The 17191-nt window shown below is 35.3% G+C and carries 18 protein-coding genes; all 18 read right to left on the reverse strand.

Going from position 1 to position 17191, the window contains the following annotated elements:
- The coding region (locus ABYK33_RS07510; protein WP_373032443.1) for an STT3 domain-containing protein at positions 1-1769 on the reverse strand (1769 nt) is incomplete at its 3' end.
- A 205-nt stretch (positions 1770-1974) separates the two neighbouring features.
- Positions 1975-2421 carry a type II secretion system protein gene (locus ABYK33_RS07515; RefSeq protein WP_373032445.1) on the reverse strand — a complete coding sequence of 149 codons (447 nt, stop codon included), beginning with the start codon at positions 2419-2421 and terminating at the stop codon, positions 1975-1977.
- Between the two features lie 299 nt (positions 2422-2720).
- The gene (locus tag ABYK33_RS07520) at positions 2721-4076 is read right to left on the reverse strand and encodes an exopolysaccharide biosynthesis polyprenyl glycosylphosphotransferase (protein WP_373032446.1); all 1356 of its coding nucleotides are present in this window, start codon (positions 4074-4076) and stop codon (positions 2721-2723) included.
- Between the two features lie 2 nt (positions 4077-4078).
- Complete coding sequence (locus tag ABYK33_RS07525) at positions 4079-4981, reverse strand: glycosyltransferase family 2 protein (protein ID WP_373032448.1); 903 nt, start codon at positions 4979-4981, stop codon at positions 4079-4081.
- Positions 4968-5807, reverse strand: a complete 840-nt coding sequence (locus ABYK33_RS07530; protein WP_373032449.1) for a glycosyltransferase family 2 protein — start codon at positions 5805-5807, stop codon at positions 4968-4970. The genes ABYK33_RS07525 and ABYK33_RS07530 overlap by 14 nt, the downstream gene beginning before the upstream one ends.
- Before the next feature lie 11 nt (positions 5808-5818).
- A complete protein-coding gene (locus tag ABYK33_RS07535) occupies positions 5819-6751 on the reverse strand; it encodes a glycosyltransferase family 2 protein (protein ID WP_373032450.1) in 933 nt (310 codons plus the stop codon).
- The gene (locus tag ABYK33_RS07540) at positions 6744-7985 is read right to left on the reverse strand and encodes a glycosyltransferase family 4 protein (RefSeq protein WP_373032451.1); all 1242 of its coding nucleotides are present in this window, start codon (positions 7983-7985) and stop codon (positions 6744-6746) included. Before ABYK33_RS07540 ends, ABYK33_RS07535 begins: the two co-directional genes overlap by 8 nt.
- Positions 7982-8887: a class I SAM-dependent methyltransferase gene (locus ABYK33_RS07545; protein ID WP_373032452.1), complete on the reverse strand. Its 906-nt coding sequence runs from the start codon at positions 8885-8887 to the stop codon at positions 7982-7984. Before ABYK33_RS07545 ends, ABYK33_RS07540 begins: the two co-directional genes overlap by 4 nt.
- A complete protein-coding gene (locus tag ABYK33_RS07550; RefSeq protein ID WP_373032453.1) occupies positions 8884-9762 on the reverse strand; it encodes a glycosyltransferase family 2 protein in 879 nt (292 codons plus the stop codon). The genes ABYK33_RS07545 and ABYK33_RS07550 overlap by 4 nt, the downstream gene beginning before the upstream one ends.
- Before the next feature lie 58 nt (positions 9763-9820).
- On the reverse strand, positions 9821-10936 hold the full coding sequence (locus tag ABYK33_RS07555; protein ID WP_373032454.1) for a glycosyltransferase family 4 protein: 1116 nt from the start codon (positions 10934-10936) through the stop codon (positions 9821-9823).
- A gap of 26 nt (positions 10937-10962) precedes the next feature.
- Complete coding sequence (locus tag ABYK33_RS07560; protein WP_373032456.1) at positions 10963-11964, reverse strand: glycosyltransferase family 2 protein; 1002 nt, start codon at positions 11962-11964, stop codon at positions 10963-10965.
- Positions 11954-12913, reverse strand: a complete 960-nt coding sequence (locus ABYK33_RS07565; RefSeq protein WP_373032458.1) for an alpha-1,2-fucosyltransferase — start codon at positions 12911-12913, stop codon at positions 11954-11956. Before ABYK33_RS07565 ends, ABYK33_RS07560 begins: the two co-directional genes overlap by 11 nt.
- Positions 12914-12980: 67 nt before the next feature.
- Positions 12981-13730, reverse strand: a complete 750-nt coding sequence (locus tag ABYK33_RS07570) for a DUF268 domain-containing protein (protein WP_373032460.1) — start codon at positions 13728-13730, stop codon at positions 12981-12983.
- Positions 13730-14404, reverse strand: coding sequence for a methyltransferase domain-containing protein (locus ABYK33_RS07575; RefSeq protein ID WP_373032461.1), 675 nt, complete (start codon positions 14402-14404; stop codon positions 13730-13732). Before ABYK33_RS07575 ends, ABYK33_RS07570 begins: the two co-directional genes overlap by 1 nt.
- Positions 14405-15700: an ABC transporter ATP-binding protein gene (locus ABYK33_RS07580; RefSeq protein WP_373032463.1), complete on the reverse strand. Its 1296-nt coding sequence runs from the start codon at positions 15698-15700 to the stop codon at positions 14405-14407. It lies immediately after the preceding gene.
- Positions 15700-16533 (reverse strand): ABC transporter permease, encoded by an 834-nt coding sequence (locus tag ABYK33_RS07585; protein WP_373032465.1) that lies wholly within the window; start codon positions 16531-16533, stop codon positions 15700-15702. The genes ABYK33_RS07580 and ABYK33_RS07585 overlap by 1 nt, the downstream gene beginning before the upstream one ends.
- A 5-nt stretch (positions 16534-16538) precedes the next feature.
- Positions 16539-16928, reverse strand: a complete 390-nt coding sequence (locus ABYK33_RS07590; protein WP_373032466.1) for a hypothetical protein — start codon at positions 16926-16928, stop codon at positions 16539-16541.
- Positions 16929-16972: 44 nt separating this feature from the next.
- On the reverse strand, positions 16973-17191 hold a 219-nt coding region (locus ABYK33_RS07595), incomplete at its 5' end, for a hypothetical protein (protein WP_373032467.1).

Here is a 17191-nt window from a genome sequence, read left to right on the forward strand (position 1 = left end):
AAAAAACGAAATTTGAACTCATCTTTTGTTTTATCATTTACATCAAGGTAGTTAAAATCAGAAAAGCTCACGATCGTATTGAATATTGTCACCATATTTCTGTGAAGTACTATATAGGTATCTTGTTCAGCTTTAATGTCATGAGATGTGTAAAATGAACTAAACAGTTCTTTCAAGTCATACTTTGATGCCAAATAAGGTGTGACGTAGCCGTGTCCCTCTTTCGATGCTGTCTTTTTATTGTTTGCAAAGTACTTCGCCGCATTTGCTACAAAAGTCTGGTTTGACTCTGTCAATATTTTAGACATCATGTATGAGTCAGGCCCGCCATGGGCACCGTTGTCTACTAAGGTGTTTTTATACCCGCTAAAGTACCATAATGGCCAGCCAAAATCCCACCAAGTAACGATCTTATCATCTTTAGTCAACTTTGTTGAAAGTTTTTCAAGTACCTCTTTCTCTTCACTATACGCTAACATCCTCACATAACTGCCTTTATTCATCTCTAAGATGTTGAGCATATGAAAAAGCAGTACTAAAAAGGTCAAATAAACAGATACTCGTTCGACACTGTATCGTTTATGCAGCATGGAGGATACAGCGATGATAAAGTAACTGAAACCAAAAGCGTAGACAGGTGTATAAAAAAATGAGAAGCGATAACCTGCAAAAAAACTAAAACTGCCCAACAGTGCAAACGGTGCTAACAGCCAATAATATTTCTCTTTTTTAAGCAGTAGAACAAACCCTATGATCGAAAGTACGACCATCACCTTTGAGATATTAAAGGAGAGCATCGTGTGCAAAAAGTCAATTACTTCTGTTTCTGCAACAGTCTTTAAGCCGTGTTGAAACGTGTACGTACCATTAATACCTACGATAGTATAGTACTCTTGTTTGTCAAAGTAATCCAGTGCCCGACTATACAAGTACGATAGGTCTACGACAAAAGGCAAGAGTGCCAACACGACCAAAAATACTGATAAAAAATAGTAGTAAGGGATCGAGGTTTTTCTATTGATAAACTCCAACAGCCCCCATAACACACCCATAGCACTTAAAGCAGTGAAAAAGCCCATAGGCACAATGCTTATGCTCATCAGTAAAAATGCATAGTAGACAAAACTCTCTTTTCGCATATAGACCAAAGTAAAAAGTCCAAAACTACCTAGCAATAGCAGGTTAATGGATGCGGAAGAGTGATAGATATGGCTGAACATCAACATAGAGGCAGCACCAAACAGTGCAAATATAAGCTTTTGCTGCTTGAGTGACAAAACCATAAACAGAACTGTTATCAGCGGAAAAAGAAGCGTGAACATATCGGTGTCTGTAAACCCAAGAGAGACCCTGCCATAAAAGTAACTAAGTGACACGGCGAACAGACTTGCAATAGCTCCTAACTTAATGTCATTTACAGCTTTTGCAAACAGTACCATAGGTATGACGATCAAAGGAGCGATGACTATAGGTAAAAAGAGCATGACCCAGTCAATAGGAAAACCGGTCACAGTCACTACAGCCGAAATGACATAACCTAAAAAATGTTCGGCACCAAACGGGTAAGTTACTCCGGCTAATATAGATTTGGCATAAAATCCATGCAGCCCGGCATCCGGTGTAAAAATAGGGACAGGGTTTCCATCGAACCACAAAAATTCTGTCGTAAACACATCATAAATCAGTGGAAAACACACTAGGATTCCAAAGATGTAAACGGCAGTGATTATTAGTAGAGTGTTTTTCAATCCATATCCTAATGCTTTCACAGAGTTATACCATAAACATCTCATGTCCGTACTAAACTAAAACACTCAAATGTAAAAACATGTTATTTTACTAATCTGCTAGTACAAATATAGATGTTTAACGGTAATAGTGTTAAAAAGTAAAATATTAGAAGATTTTAAAGAGAATGAAGAAGGTAGTAGAAGTTGCAACTCCCAGGCAAAGCCTGAGAATGTGAGAAAAAACTTATTTTTCCCAAGTCCAGCGAGCAGAGTTACTGAAGTCACCCATAGATGTAAAATTCAGGTAATATGTACTTGTACCGAATGTACGTGTACCTAGATTAGTAGGAGCTGAAGTAGCAGTCCATAGAGTACCATCAGCAGCAGGTCCAACATCATTACCTAGACACTCATAAGGAACATCATTGATTGCTAAATAAGTTGTTGGATCCAGGAAAGTACCATCAGACGTAGTAAATGTTGAAATGTTACCGCCAAGATCGTTAGCAATAGATGATGACCACATAGATGGTCCAACAGTACGGTTTAGTGTACCAACGAAAGCATTACACTTCTGTGCATTAGCCTGATCAGAAACACCAGCAAATTTAGGAAGCGCAACCGCTGCCAAAATACCTAAAATAACGATAACGAAGATCAATTCGATCATTGTAAAACCAGCTCTTTTCATAAGAACTCCTTTAAATTATAAAGTTTGGCTACTCTTGTAACCTGAAAACTATTATGGATTAACTATTCTTACAGCTTGCTGAAGAATATAACCTATAACTTTATCGACTTAAAAACTATTTACAACTTTTCCGGTGAACAATCATAAGTATACGCTATGTCCTTATTTAGTATCAAGAACCTAACGTCATCAAAAGTTTTAGTAAATTCAAACTTCATGTTTGTATCGATCCGTGTTTCTCTTTGCAGAGAGTAGCTTGTCTCATAAATCCTCCCATCTTAAACTCAAGCATTAAAATTTCAATAACTTCCCTTTCCATTCAAAACAACAACCACTGTTTTTATAAGGATCGTTATGTCCATCTCTACCGACCAGTTCCGGACATACCACACATCCAGCTGCACCCGTTCGTCATAATCGACATCATTGCGCCCGCTGATCTGCCACAGCCCTGTAATGCCAGGCTTGACAGCTGTAAAATAGCTGTAATATTCCTTATACTTTTTGACCTCATCTTCTATGATCGGTCTTGGACCGATCAGTGACATCTCGCCTCTAATAACGTTCAGTAGCTGTGGTAGCTCGTCAAGGGACGTTTTGCGAAGGAACTTTCCTATCTTTGTAATACGCGGATCGTTTTTTAGTTTAAATTCACGCTCCCACTCCTGCTTGGCTTCAGGATCACTCTCAAGCAGTTCTTTGAGCACCAATGCAGCATCATCCCGCATGGTCTTAAATTTGTACACAAAAAATGGCTTCCCCCCTATCCCAATACGTTGATGTTTAAAAAACGGTTTTCCTTTTGTTGCAAAAAATACAAGGGTAAACAAAACCAGAAGCAAAGGAGATGTCAAAATGATCAAGACAGTCGTCACAATAACATCAAAGATCTCTTTAAACACTCTATCGACGGGGTTAAGCAAATTGTTTTTAATTGCAAATGCCAAACCCTTATGGTTGACCGAAGAAAATATCTCTGCATTCACCAATGGCAGCTTTGTCATTCTTGGCAGTACAATGATACGGCTGATATGGTGCTGCAAAAACTCCATATAAAAAAAGATCCTGTTAATAGAGTAATTATCTATGGCGACGATGGCAGTATGGTACTGCTTTTCGTTTAGAACACTTTCAAGCTTTTTCTGCACCTCATGTTTTTCACCACCGATAACAATATACTCTGCAACATCAAAACCAAAGGCATTATCTCTTTGAAACCAATGATCTATGCTTTCACGTCCCTTCTCGTCACAAACCACAATAACGTTTTCACGCAGCCATGGCAGCCTCATCATCCTGTATTTTATAAAATAGACAGATATAGGCAGCAGGTTGTTAAGCATAAAGAAGATCAGGACGTACGTTCTTGAGTAGCTTTCTGCCTCTTTTGAAAGAAAAATAATAGAAAAGATGGTGATCAACGCAAGTATATTCGCCTTTAGGATCAAATAGAACTCATTTGAGGTCACCATGCGGTTATGAAAAAGCTTAAAATAGAAATAGAACAGTAGATAGACACCCAGCTGCCAGACATACTTGGACCATGGATGCGATGCGATGTCCTCGATCAGTCCGGAAACCATCCAGGATGTCAAAACAAGATTGACAGACAATAGACCTGTATACAGGATAAGTTTAAAAAATATATATTTCATAGCTACTTTTGTGAACCCTTTGACATTTTATACAGACTCTTGCCGAACTTGTATCCGAGTAGTTTAACAGCATTTCGCACTAATGACAACGCCAAGAGGTGATACCTCTTTTTTTGTATCAAGAAATTCCATTCGCTTTTGACAAAACGCATCCCCTCACCCTCCGGTTTTCCGAACTCATCCAGAAGCCAGTGCTCCTGCTGGTGAAATTTTCCTGTTTCGAAATAGCGCCAGAACTCTTGACTAAGCGTATAGCTGTGAGAGTGATAGACCTTGGCATCAGCAACATAGGCCAATGTATATCCCGCTTTTAGCAGCCTGGCACCCGCATGCATATCTTCTCCGAAGTTCAGATCTTCTTTAAACCAGCCTATCTCTTCAAGAGCATCACGACGGTAAGCAGCAAAGGAGTCCGACAGGAATGCAGTTTTTATACCAAATGTCTCTTTATCTGCATAGGTCCGTTTATAAGACTCATCTCCATAATTAAACAAACGAAGATGCTGTCCAAACAGTTTTTCGTTTGGATAAGGAAGCTGCCTTCCGTAAGCAGCCGCAACTTTTTCATCCTCAAAAACAGCTGTGAGCTTTTCCAAACTCTTTTCATCAAAGGGCAGTGCATCCTGGGTCATATATACCAATATATCTCCCTTTGCCGTTTTTGCTGCTTTGGTTCTAGTGCCGCCATGGCTAAATTCATGTTGCGGAATAACTGTTACTTTGTCAGTATATTGCTTTGCGAGCTCTACGGTTTGATCTTGTGATGACGAATCCATAATGATCAATTCAAAATCTTTTATTGATTGTGCTTTAACTTTATCCAGTAACTTTGCCAAATATTTTTGGGCATTGTATGTAGGGATGATAATAGATACAAAATTTACCATGCTTTTATTGGTACTCATAAAAGCCCTTCAGCCTGTACAAAATGGATGAATAACTTTTTTTGATGTCATCAGTGTTTAATCTGACAAGCCCCAGACTAAGTTTAAACATATGAAAACCTATAGCTTGAAAAAATAGAAAACCTATTTTCCAAGACAGATGTTTCTTACAAAAGGCGCCAAATCCCATGGAGTAATTTTTTATTTTTTGGAGGTTCATAACTTTTACATTGAGCTCTGGATGCCAGACTTTTATTGTAGGGGTATACATAAACAGTTTACTGCTTTTGAGTAAGTTAAATACATAGTCAGCATCTTCATAGGCACCATACTTAACGCCTACTCCAAAGTTCTCATCAAAGCGAACGTCCATGCACTTGGTAAAAACAGTTATCTGTGAATAAAGCATAAAGAAATTGTGTTCGCCTACTCTAATCTCTTTTTCAGGCCAATCTCTAATAATCTTCTTATTATCTGCATCAACGATCTGCCCCAGTAAGCAATCAACACTCTCATTTGTTTTAAAATAGTTCATTACATTCACTAAAGTGTCTGGATAGTATGTACAATCGTCATCCGGAAAACATACAATACTTCCTTTAGCATTATCCAAACCGATATTCCTATGTAAAGAGGACCCCTGCTTATCAGAATGTATGTAGTTGATGTTCAAATATAAAGAGTACTCGTCTATTAAGGGTTTTAAGAAGTCCTGTCGGTTTTGGTCAACAACAATCACTTCGAACTCATCGGGTGATAATGTTTGGTCTTTTAAACTCTTAAGCAGTGTTTCAAGCTCTTTGTAACGGTTTATAGTTGCGACAATCAAACTAAACATTACAGACATTTTGACACCTTTCATTTTTTTATAATGGGTTTAATAATGTCTTTGACACTCTGTATTATAAGATAGACTAGCGCATGAAGAGAACCGAAGTGGTTTTTATAGAGTCTATAATGCTCTTGCTTTAAACTGGTTGTTGACGACACCCCGTCTAACCGAAAATGAGTCAGCTGTTTATTGACATGGACGGATGTATATTTGTTTATAATTAGTTTTATGATCAAGTCATAGTCGGCTATTACCGGGTACTCATAACTAAATTGGAGCTTCAGTAAAACTTCTCTTTTTAAAAACAGGCTTGGGTGCCCAAAAGGCATTTTAGTTTTAAACTTTTTTATCTTTGGATAAAAGGTCTTTATTCGCACACCATCTTTTACAATAGCAACATTTCCGTAAATGAAATCAACTGTTCGATGACCCAAGATGGCTTTAACAACATCGTCAATTGTAGAGAGGTCATACCAATCATCTGCATTTAAATAAGCTACATAGTCACCTCTCGCTAAAGATGCCCCTTTATTCATAGCATCATAAATACCGCTGTCTTTTTCACTGACCCAGTAGTCGATCTGACTTTCATATTTCTTTATTATCTCCAACGTGCCATCAGTTGAGCCACCATCTATAATAATGTATTCAACATTATCATAGGTCTGGTCTATAACACTTTTGATTGTCTCTTCTAAATAAGCCTCGCCATTAAAGACCACAGTGACAACTGTTATTAACGGCCTATTATTATAGGACCTTTTAAAATACCCTTCTGTTCTAAGACCACCTTCTCCCTGCCGTCCTTCACCCTCTGGTAAAAAAAGTACAGTTTCAAAAGCTTTATTTGTATCACTACTTATTTCTTTAATATTACCGCTAACATCGGGTGCTTCTTTTGTTAGAAGTTGTGTGGTACTAAAGTTTTTATCTAAACATATTGAGGTCACATTAGTCATTTAACAGATTCTTATAAAGTTCTATATACTTCTTGGCTACGACAATACTGTCAAAAGTACTTACAATTTTTTCTCTTGCATTTTGACATAACTCATCATAGTCTGGGTTGTTTAACACCCACTCTATTCCATTAGTAAGATCAGTTGACTCAAAAGGCTTGGCTAGATATCCAGTCTTTTTATGCTCTATCATGTCACTATTGCCTCCAACATTAAACCCGACTACCGGAGTACCGCAAGCTAAACTTTCCATGATTACATTGGATAGATTTTCTTGAAGACTTGGAACTACCATTACATCAACTGCACTATAGAGTGTGACCAAACTAATATCATCATGGAGATACCCTAAATAATGTGTCTTAAATCCAAAATGTTGTGAATCTTTAGGTTCAGTACCACCAAATACTACAAACTCTATATTATTACTTTCAAGTTGATGAAGGGATTCGCCTAACTCTATAAATCCTTTATTAATATTACTAGTTGCATCCTTAGCACCAAAAAGTACAAGTTGTTTATTTTTAGGCAAATTCCATAATTCTCTTGATCTTTCTTTGTGAAACGGTCTATATAAATCTGTATTAATTGGGTTAGGTAGATTTATATGTCTTTTGTCTTTTAGTAATGTGCTATTTTTAGAACATTCATTTAGCCAACTGCTTAGTCCGACTATTGTCATATTATACATTTGTGAAAAAGTTCGTTCTTTTCTTTTGAATATTTTTCGACTTAAGTCATTTTCTTTAGTGCTACCAAGCCTTGGGCAGGCGCCACAACTCTCTTTATATTTTTCACATTCCCATTTTATGTGACACCCCCCTGTAAAAGCCCAATTATCGTGTAAACTCCATACCACAGGTACTTTTATACGTGTTAGATCTTCTATCTTTATCATTCCATCATTGATCCAATGCAGGTGAACAATATCTGGATTTATCTTATTTATTTTATCTATCACATCACCAAAGCCAAACCAAGATGGGCTAAACACTGTTTTAGTACGCTCTTTATAAAATCTAACAGGAATACTGTCAATCATTGGTCGAAGTTTATTTAGACCCTTTTGCATCTTTGTACTGCTTGTTGTTTCCACAGTAAAGTCATCGCTACTTTTACTTTGTACCAACATTTTGCTGTCAATATTTTGCACTAGAAGAGATTTATGAAGTCTGTATGCAGCTCTGGCTGCTCCACCTTGTACATCTGATGTGTTTACAATAAGAACTTTCATTTTTTCTGATAGACTGCGATTACAGTGTGACCATTAGATGAAATTTCTTTATTCACACCTTTGACTAAAACTTTAGAATATATACTGACTAACTTAGAAATAGCTTTTCTTAGAAATGAAATATCTAACAATCTTGGCTTAAGTAAACTGTTTTCAATAGATGTACTTACGTACAACAACTCATGAGTTTTTTGTACTTTTTCATGTTGTAAGGCGAGCAATTCTAGATTATATTCATCAGCGATATATCTAAGTGTGTCGTCACTCCATCTTGTAACATGGTGTGGGGGCATATTTAAAATTCCATTAGTTACATATTTAAGAAATGAATCTTCACTTGGTACAGCTATAATCATTTTGCCCCCAATTTTTAAAGCTTTCAACTTTGCTTCTAAAAAACTTTTAGGGTTTGGAATATGCTCTAAAACTTGGAAGCTAACTACTATATCAAATTTATTTAAATTTTTATCGGCATAGTCTTGAACCATTTCATTTTCAATGAAAATGCCATTTTCTGCTGCCATCTCTTTAGCCTTTAAGCTAAAGTCTAATCCTACATAGTCTTTTGTGGGTAAATCTTTGGCAAAAGCACCCTTGCCACTTCCAACTTCTAGGACTCTATCGGTTGCCTTGATGTACTTTTTTGCTTCATTGTATTCATCCTTTTCATTCATATAATACCAATCAAATTTTTGAAGTGAATTATAAAACTGTTCGTCACCAGTAATTAATGGATTGAAATACCTAAGTTTACAGTGTTGGCATTCACAGTACTCTATGTCCTGATATATCAAATATGAAAAATCTATATCTGTCATTTTTTCATATAACTTTATTAAACTTTTTGCATCTATTTTTTCTATTGTATTTATATCATTGCTTTCACATAATGGGCAATTCATAGTTGTGTCCCTATTATTTTTTTAAGTTTATCAACAATTCGTATAAATATAGATTTCTGATTGAAAATAAGTCTTGATGTAAATTCATCAGCTTCATAATTTCGTAAGACTTTGATTGGATGATTTTTTAAAACAAGTCCATATGATTTTAAATTTGCAAATTCACTTTCACCTTGTGTATGTGTTGCATCTATACCAAAACCAATATTTTCTACAAGATTAACATTTGGTAAAACTGTTAATTGCTTGTTGTTCCACAAAGTAAAAGTCCATTGGTAATCCCATGTATCAATCTTTTTTTGCTTCATCTTTCTTAATACCTTAATCCAATGTAGCTTTGTAGTTTTTTCTAGAATTAGATCGTCTATGAACACTGTATCTTTTATATTATTTAATTCGACATCGTATTTTTCCCATCTGTTTGCCCAACTAGCCCATCCCCAAATATGATTATAAATAGAAAAATAATAGTCTGCATCACCTCGTTTAATGCCATTTTGAAAGTTATCCCCGCTTATCTGTCCAACTCTCATGTCATTTTTATACTTCTCAAGCAGCTCTTCACAAAACCAAAAAAAGCTCTGGCTAGGAAGGCAGTCATCTTCGAGAATTATTCCCATCTCCTCATTTTCAAAAAACCAATCAATAGCACTACTCACTGCTATTTTGCAACCAAGGTTTTTCTCACGAAACAGTGTCTGTACTTCACAGTCCCAATCTATATTTGACATGATGTAGTCTCTAACAGCTTTTACTTTTTCATCTTCATCAACTTTAGATTCTCTCGCTCCATCTGCAGCTATATAAAGTCTTGGCGGCTTCGCTTTTCTAATAGCTTCAAAAACTTGCTTTGTGGTGTCTAGTCTGTTAAACACTAGGAATAGTATTGCTGTTCTCAGAGGGCACCTAGGTACAAACATTGCTTCGGGCATGTTATTTTACTTCTTCTAAGATTTGATTATACATAGTCATAATTTTTTCTTCTTGTGTACTTTTGCTAAATTTTTCAGCTGCAAGTTTTTGTCCCCTGACACCAAAGTCATTCCTTGTTTTTTCATTTTTCAATAAAAGACATATCTTTTCAGAAAAACCTTTAACATCGTCTACATTTAAAATAAATCCTGTCTCCTGATCTAAAATAGACTCTGGAATACCACCGATGTTGGACCCAACACATGGTAATCCAAATGACATTGCTTCTGCTATAGCAATACCTTGGCTCTCTATTAGGCTAGGATGAAAATATATTGTAGCACTCTTATAGAACTTATTCACACTATTCGATAGCCCTTCGAAAACTATATTCTTTTCTAATCTATCCTTCTTGACTTTTTCACGCATACTTTCCAACAAAGATCCTTCGCCTACCCATTGGAAAACACTCGATGGCATCTCTTTAATGACGTCTTTGGCTACCAAGTACCAAATGTTTGGATTTTTATATTCCTCTACATGACCAACAGTGAGGATAATATCTTTTTTTTCTGTACTTACAACTGCTTTATTGGTATTTTCAACACTATTATAAATAACATCAATATATTTTTCTGGAACGTTCATATATTGTGAAATTACACTTTTTGAAAAATTAGAAACTGATATGACAAATTGTTTAGAGTTCACTAAATATTTCGTAATCAGATCCATACCTTTTGACTTCCTGCTGGACATCTCAGGATAGGTATGTACATAATATATTAGAGGTGTGTTGAAAAAAAACAGTCCCGTAAGTAGTCTCGGTGATCCAATCGATGCCAATATTAAAGAGGGTCTGACTTTTCTTTGTAATTGTAGATAGACATAAATGTCATATAAAATAGAAAAGTACGGTTTATGAAAAAGCCTGCCTCTTGGCTTAAGCAATAAAATCTCAATATCTTTAACTACGCAAAACTCTAATAACAGTTTATCTAATTGATTTGACTGTATAGCTAGTACTGTTGCTATATTATTTTTATGATGAAGAGATAGTAATGTTAGTAAAAAGCTCCTAGTTCCTCCCATATGTCCTAAACTGTCTGGAGTGATGGCTATTTTAGTCTTTTTCATGTTGTTATCCAGACTACAATTTTTTATTATTTATACTTTTTAATAGATAACTTTACCAATAAATATAAATTACTTACAGTAAGCCTATAAAAAGATGCTTTAGAAAAAGACTTCAAGGGATTAAGCCCTTTACAGGAAGAAGCACTATACACATTATATAAACTCTTCGTTAAAGTTTTTGCAAATGCATGATGATCAAATTTATGGTACTCAAGATTTGCAAAGTACAATCTATGGAGCCATTCATTTACCTCTTTTACTTCGTCATTATTGTAAGTAAAATTATACTGGAGACCGATTCCTATATGCAGTTTTTTTTCTTTCTCATCAGGATCAATATCAAGATAAGACAGTATTCTCTTTTGAATTGCCCATGCAGATTTAAGCTGTTTGACTTTTGCATCATCAGAAGAAGTAGTCTGAGCAGGATGTAAACGATAGAGTGTTAATACTTTCGGTATGTTTACAACTTCTGTATGTAAAGAGATATTTTCCCATAGGTCATAATCTTCAGCTGGCGGGTAATCGACATTGAATCTGATATTATGCGAATACAAAATTTCCTTCCTAAGCATGACTGAAGATGTAGCAAATGTATTATCAAATAACATTACCGATTTAATTGTTTTGGAAATGGTAGGATATTGCCATACATGTTCAACTGCGCCTATAGTTTTTACCCAGGTACCACAAAGTCCAACATCAGGGTTCTTTTCCAATAATAAGACTTGTTTTTCAAGACGTGTATTAACACTAATATCGTCAGCATCAAGCCATGCTATATACTTGCCTTCTGCATTTTCTATACCAATGTTTCGTACCCGTGCCAATCCTAAATTTTCATCATTATGGATAAGCCGTATTCGTGTGTCATTATATTTTTTTATTATTGACACTGTATTATCAGTAGAAGCATCATTAATAATCAAAAGCTCAAAATCTTTAAAAGATTGATCCAATATACTTTCAATGGCTTCTGCAATATACTTTTCACCGTTGTAAACAGGCATTACTACACTAACAAGCATTAGTTTCACCCTTTATTTTTATCCACTCTTCAGGAATCGGGTACTCATTTCCCCAACCTTTTTCAGGGGCAACCACAATTTTATTTTTATTATCAGACAAGTATGCACCCCACCAGTGATAAGTACTGTTAGCGATAATAAAGTGTTTACATTTGGCCATCAAATAAAGATCAACATGGGCTTCTTCACTCGCTGAATGAGGCTCAATTATTGTAATCGGATGTTCTGATTTTATATTAACTTTTGCCCATTTCGTTTCAAGCGTAAAAATATAAAAATGTGGATTTTCAACTTTTTTAGACATGATTTCAATTGCTTTTTTATAATAATCTGCATTAAGTTTAAAATGATTGACGCTTGCTTTCGAGTCTGTATATTGACGTACTCCAATACATACTGAATTTACATTATCAATCTCATCTGCAATAGCATGTACTTTATCCGGTATCTCTGCCTTTATTTTGAAATCATGAATTATGACATCTTTATATCTTTTAAAATATTTTTCACTTTGCCAATAGCCATTCAATATGACATTTTTTGAATAGCTATCAAAAATCTCATTATAAAATTTATTATAAGGTCCTCCACGAAAATAATTTTGTAAGGACGTCTCTTCATTTTCCAAAGAATATGGTTCTTCTACAAAAACCCTGCTATTAGGGCAGAACAACACTTCTAGTCGTTTATAATACTTAACAAAGTAATCTGTATATCGTGTTTGAAAATATGGCTGCTCAGATATTCTGTCATAGTGTATATCAAGTTTATCTAGAAGATAGATTCTATTATATGATTCATCATTTTTAAAAAAACTAATGTCGAGCCATAAAGGAATATTTTTTTCAATAGAAAGTGCTCTACCCATTGCATATTGAAAAAGCTGGTTTCCAAGCCCACCAGTAATTTTCACAACAACCTTGTGTTCAAAAAGTTCTTGTAATAACATACTAAATATCCTTATCGCTTAACTAATACTATATCTAATCTATCATTGTGCCATGACCACAAAGCAATCATTTTTTCTTAAACCAAAAACACCCACACCCATAATGTTGTAAATTTGACTGTTCTTTTGTTGCATTTATAATCAAACCTTCATTAGACATATCTGGGATCAAAGCATACTCCATTAATTCAAATTCCTCAAAATATGAACATATTTGATCATAAGAATAAATCCTGTGGGCATTAAACATGATTTTCGGTAGACCAATAGGCACGACAAACAATAAAGAGCCCTTCCTGGACAGCACCCTTTTTAATTCCGATATTGCCTTTAAATCTCCATTGATATCTATAGGATCACCATACCGTCCAAGACCAATATGCTCAACGACATGCATACAAGACAATGAATTAATTGAATTGTCTTCAAAAGGCAAGGCAGTAACATCAGCATGTTCACAATGTAAATTATCAAGTTCAATATGTGCAGGTCTAAAATCATAAAACCGAATTGGTATGAAAGCTGAAACAATTGTTGAGAAATACAATAAAGAAGAAATATCAATATGCTCTTTAGGTGAAATTTCTTGAAGCTTTCTTGCTGCCCATGCTGTGTGATATACATAGTGTTTATCAAAGCCTGTAGTCTTACTTTTATCATTTAGCAAAGGATATTTATCCTTATCTTCAACTAGGAACCTCTGTCCATTCGTAGCTTTAAAAATTTTGTACTCTTTTCTATAGTCTAAATAATTTTTGAAAATTTTGAAAATTTGCTTCAAATACCCAAAACCAAGTTTTTTTAGTAGTCTTCTCATTAAATTATTTTCCTAATATATTGTTTTATAATATTTATAAATTTACGTTTTCTTGACAATTGATTTTTGTTCACTAATTTAATTTGAAAAGAAAGAAAGTCTTGCATATCATCACTTTTTATAATATTGATTTTATGCTCCCATTCAAAACCTTGAAAAAAATATGCTTTGTTTTCTCTTACTATTTCATCATATCCATGCTGTAACGTTTCATAAAAAAATGTTTGTACTGATAAAAATCTGTTTAGATTACTTGTATCTTTATCCATGTAATAAATAGCATTATCTTTATAATTTAAAAGTGTTACATGTACTTTAAAATTATACAAATACTCATAATAAATCGTCGGATATTCTATATAACCATTTTTAGCAACTCGTTGTAGTTCATTAACAAAACTAACAAACTCATTTTCAGGAATATGTTCAAGAACATGAGAGCAAATAACATAGTCAAATTCATTGTCTTCAAATGGGAACTTTCCCCCTGAATAATAAACGACTTTTTGATCAGTGTCTAAAGCTTCTGTCAGGCCTCTTTGTTCTTTGGCATCTTTTTCACTGAATATTTTTTCCAATAATACATCTGACCTCGGGAATGGAGTCCCACCTGGACCAACTTCTAGAACTTTATCTGTTGCTTTTATTGACTTTACTTTTTCCGGGAAAAGCATTTACTGTAACTCCCATTTTATTTCCGGCGCTAATATACCCGGTCTTCTTATCATCCAATATGGGGAATCACTTAACCCACCTTGAATAGTAAAAAAAATCGAAGGAGAGTTTTTTTGAGGCTCTATAATCCAATATCTAAAATATAAAGCTATTATCACTTCTAATCGATAGGTTCCTTCATTTAAAAATCGTTTTGGTAAACATGTTACAAAAGTATTTGTACCTATTTTTACTTCAGGCCATTCAGCTTCAGCAGCATCATTAAAGATTGACCAATACAATAATCTATTTTCTTCATCGTACAGTGCATAACCCACTTGTAATGCTTTATCTAATGTTTGCACTGTACCTTCAATTACGATATTGATGTCTCCATCATTTCGTGCTGGTTGTGTTAACACTTTACCTGTTTTATCCTGGACAGCACAATAAGTCAGTTGAAAATTTTCATCCATATATTGGTTTTGCGTATTAATCCATTCACTCTGATCGACACGTTCTTCATTATAAGCTAAATATTTATGTATTGCCTCACGGACATTATCACTTTTTTTAACCATCCGTCCATTATTCATGACGATAACATGATCACAAAGATGTTCAATCGCATTCATATTATGACTCACAAACAAAATCGTGCGTCCTTCTTCTGACACATCTTTCATCTTTCCGAGACACTTTTTTTGGAACTCAACATCACCTACGGCCAACACTTCATCCACAACCAGAATCTCTGGTTCAAGGTGAGCAGCAACAGAAAAAGCCAGACGAACATACATACCACTTGAGTAACGCTTCACAGGTGTATCGAGAAACTTTTCTACTTCTGCAAAAGCTACAATTTCATCGAATTTTGATTTAATTTCTCTACGGCTCATGCCCAAGATAGCACCATTAAGGTAGATGTTTTCTCGGCCCGTCAACTCAGGGTGAAAACCTGTACCTACTTCTAAAAGGCTGGCAATGCGGCCATTGATGTGAATTTTCCCTGTTGTGGGTTCTGTAATACGAGAAAGTACTTTTAAAAGTGTCGATTTACCTGCTCCATTTCGTCCAATAATACCGACTTTGTCACCTTTGTTGATCTCGAAACTGACATCATTAAGTGCCCAAAAATCTTCTGTAGTGTTTTGAACGTCATTTTTTGATAGTTTACTAAATGGGTTTAAAGAAGCAATAGTCTTTTTTGTATTTCTGATGACTACTTCACGAAAGTTATCATCGCCATTTCCGGTTTCATGGTTTATGACATACTTTTTACCAAGATTTTCAACTTTTATGGCTATTTTGTTCATTAGATCACATCCGCAAAAGTTTTTTCAGTTTTTCTAAAATAGATAGCGCCGAAGAGGCACAATAGGCTTACAATGACAACAGAAACAATGACTTCTGTCATATTAAAAGCCGTCTGTCCGCCACTTATTGCCCAGCGAAAACCATCTATCACTGCGACCATAGGATTTAAGTAGTAAAGCAACTGATACTTCTCAGGCACAAGTGTTGTACTGAAGGCAACCGGTGAGATGTAGAGACCAAGTTGCACCACAAAAGGGATGATAAATTTAAAGTCTCTGTACTTTACATTGAGCGAAGCTATAAAAAGACCCGAACCAAAGGCGGCAAAGAAACCTAGCAATAAAAAGAGTGGCAAGGTCAACATATGCCATGTTGGAAAGTAGTTGTACCAAAACATCAAAACGATTAAGATCGTAAAAGAGATCAAGAAGTCAACCACCGCGACAATAATAGACGCCGCAGGAATAATAAGTCGTGGGAAATAGACTTTAGAAATAAGGTTTGCATTCCCAATAAGGCTATTGCCGGCACTAGCAAAGGCTGTTGCGAAAAATGTCCACGGGAGCATCGCAGCAAAGACAAACACCGGGTAGGGAACTCCTTCGCTGGGAAGTTTAGCGATCTTTCCAAAAACCACCACAAAGATGATCATTGTCAGTAATGGACGTAGGACAGCCCATAAGACTCCCATGATAGTCTGCTTATACTGAACCGCTATATCACGCCACGCTAAGATGTAAAAGAGTTCACGATAGCGCCAAAGGTCCATCCAGTAATGGCGTTCAGCTTTTCCTGACTCTATCGTAAACTCAAATTCTCTATTTTTTTCCATTTAAACTACTGCTTTTCTTGTGAACATGTATAACTGTACTCAATCTCTTTATTTACGATCAAAAATCGGACATCATCAAATGCTTCATTAAACGTAAACTTCATATTTTTATCGACTTTTGTCTCTCTTTGCAAAGAGTAACTTTTCTCTATACCTATATCCTTAATATATATATCTGCATCATTGACGATCAAAGTACCATCATTTTGGATACGAAAATAGTATTCATAGCCATTTTTTATAGCGTCTTCTCTTGTAAAACTTACAACTTTACCTGTTTTATTATAAATGACACCGTTCAAAATACAATCCAATTTATGTACTGTTTCAGCCTCTTGGCTGCAACCGCTAAAAAACAGTAAAACTAATACACTAACTGCAACTATCTTTCTCATACTTTGATCACCTTGCTAAATTATTTTCTCTACTGACATAAAACTTATGCAATGTCATCATTCAATTTATGTAACATCTTAAGTATCTCCTCTTCTTGCTTAAAAAGCTCGGCGTTTCTTCGGACATAGGCATAGAGAAGGGTTTTGGCGTCGTTGTTGCCTTCGGTGTTGAAATCTTTTTGCATCTGTTTGACCAGGTACTGTGCAAAATCTTCCTCGAGCTCGATGTCGAAACGGCTGCCGTTGACGGTAAGCGAAACTTT

Source organism: Sulfurovum sp., from assembly GCF_041562805.1.
In the GTDB taxonomy this organism is placed as follows: Bacteria; Campylobacterota; Campylobacteria; order Campylobacterales; family Sulfurovaceae; genus Sulfurovum.

Excerpts from the sequence above, each read along its gene's own strand:
- ABYK33_RS07515 (WP_373032445.1), bottom strand. The coding sequence starts at position 2,421 with ATGAAAAGAGCTGGTTTTACAATGATCGAATTGATCTTCGTTATCGTT.
- ABYK33_RS07520 (WP_373032446.1), bottom strand. The coding sequence starts at position 4,076 with ATGAAATATATATTTTTTAAACTTATCCTGTATACAGGTCTATTGTCT.
- ABYK33_RS07525 (WP_373032448.1), bottom strand. The coding sequence starts at position 4,981 with ATGAGTACCAATAAAAGCATGGTAAATTTTGTATCTATTATCATCCCT.
- ABYK33_RS07530 (WP_373032449.1), bottom strand. The coding sequence starts at position 5,807 with ATGTCTGTAATGTTTAGTTTGATTGTCGCAACTATAAACCGTTACAAA.
- ABYK33_RS07535 (WP_373032450.1), bottom strand. The coding sequence starts at position 6,751 with ATGACTAATGTGACCTCAATATGTTTAGATAAAAACTTTAGTACCACA.
- ABYK33_RS07540 (WP_373032451.1), bottom strand. The coding sequence starts at position 7,985 with ATGAAAGTTCTTATTGTAAACACATCAGATGTACAAGGTGGAGCAGCC.
- ABYK33_RS07545 (WP_373032452.1), bottom strand. The coding sequence starts at position 8,887 with ATGAATTGCCCATTATGTGAAAGCAATGATATAAATACAATAGAAAAA.
- ABYK33_RS07555 (WP_373032454.1), bottom strand. The coding sequence starts at position 10,936 with ATGAAAAAGACTAAAATAGCCATCACTCCAGACAGTTTAGGACATATG.
- ABYK33_RS07560 (WP_373032456.1), bottom strand. The coding sequence starts at position 11,964 with ATGCTTGTTAGTGTAGTAATGCCTGTTTACAACGGTGAAAAGTATATT.
- ABYK33_RS07565 (WP_373032458.1), bottom strand. The coding sequence starts at position 12,913 with ATGTTATTACAAGAACTTTTTGAACACAAGGTTGTTGTGAAAATTACT.
- ABYK33_RS07570 (WP_373032460.1), bottom strand. The coding sequence starts at position 13,730 with ATGAGAAGACTACTAAAAAAACTTGGTTTTGGGTATTTGAAGCAAATT.
- ABYK33_RS07575 (WP_373032461.1), bottom strand. The coding sequence starts at position 14,404 with ATGCTTTTCCCGGAAAAAGTAAAGTCAATAAAAGCAACAGATAAAGTT.
- ABYK33_RS07580 (WP_373032463.1), bottom strand. The coding sequence starts at position 15,700 with ATGAACAAAATAGCCATAAAAGTTGAAAATCTTGGTAAAAAGTATGTC.
- ABYK33_RS07585 (WP_373032465.1), bottom strand. The coding sequence starts at position 16,533 with ATGGAAAAAAATAGAGAATTTGAGTTTACGATAGAGTCAGGAAAAGCT.
- ABYK33_RS07590 (WP_373032466.1), bottom strand. The coding sequence starts at position 16,928 with ATGAGAAAGATAGTTGCAGTTAGTGTATTAGTTTTACTGTTTTTTAGC.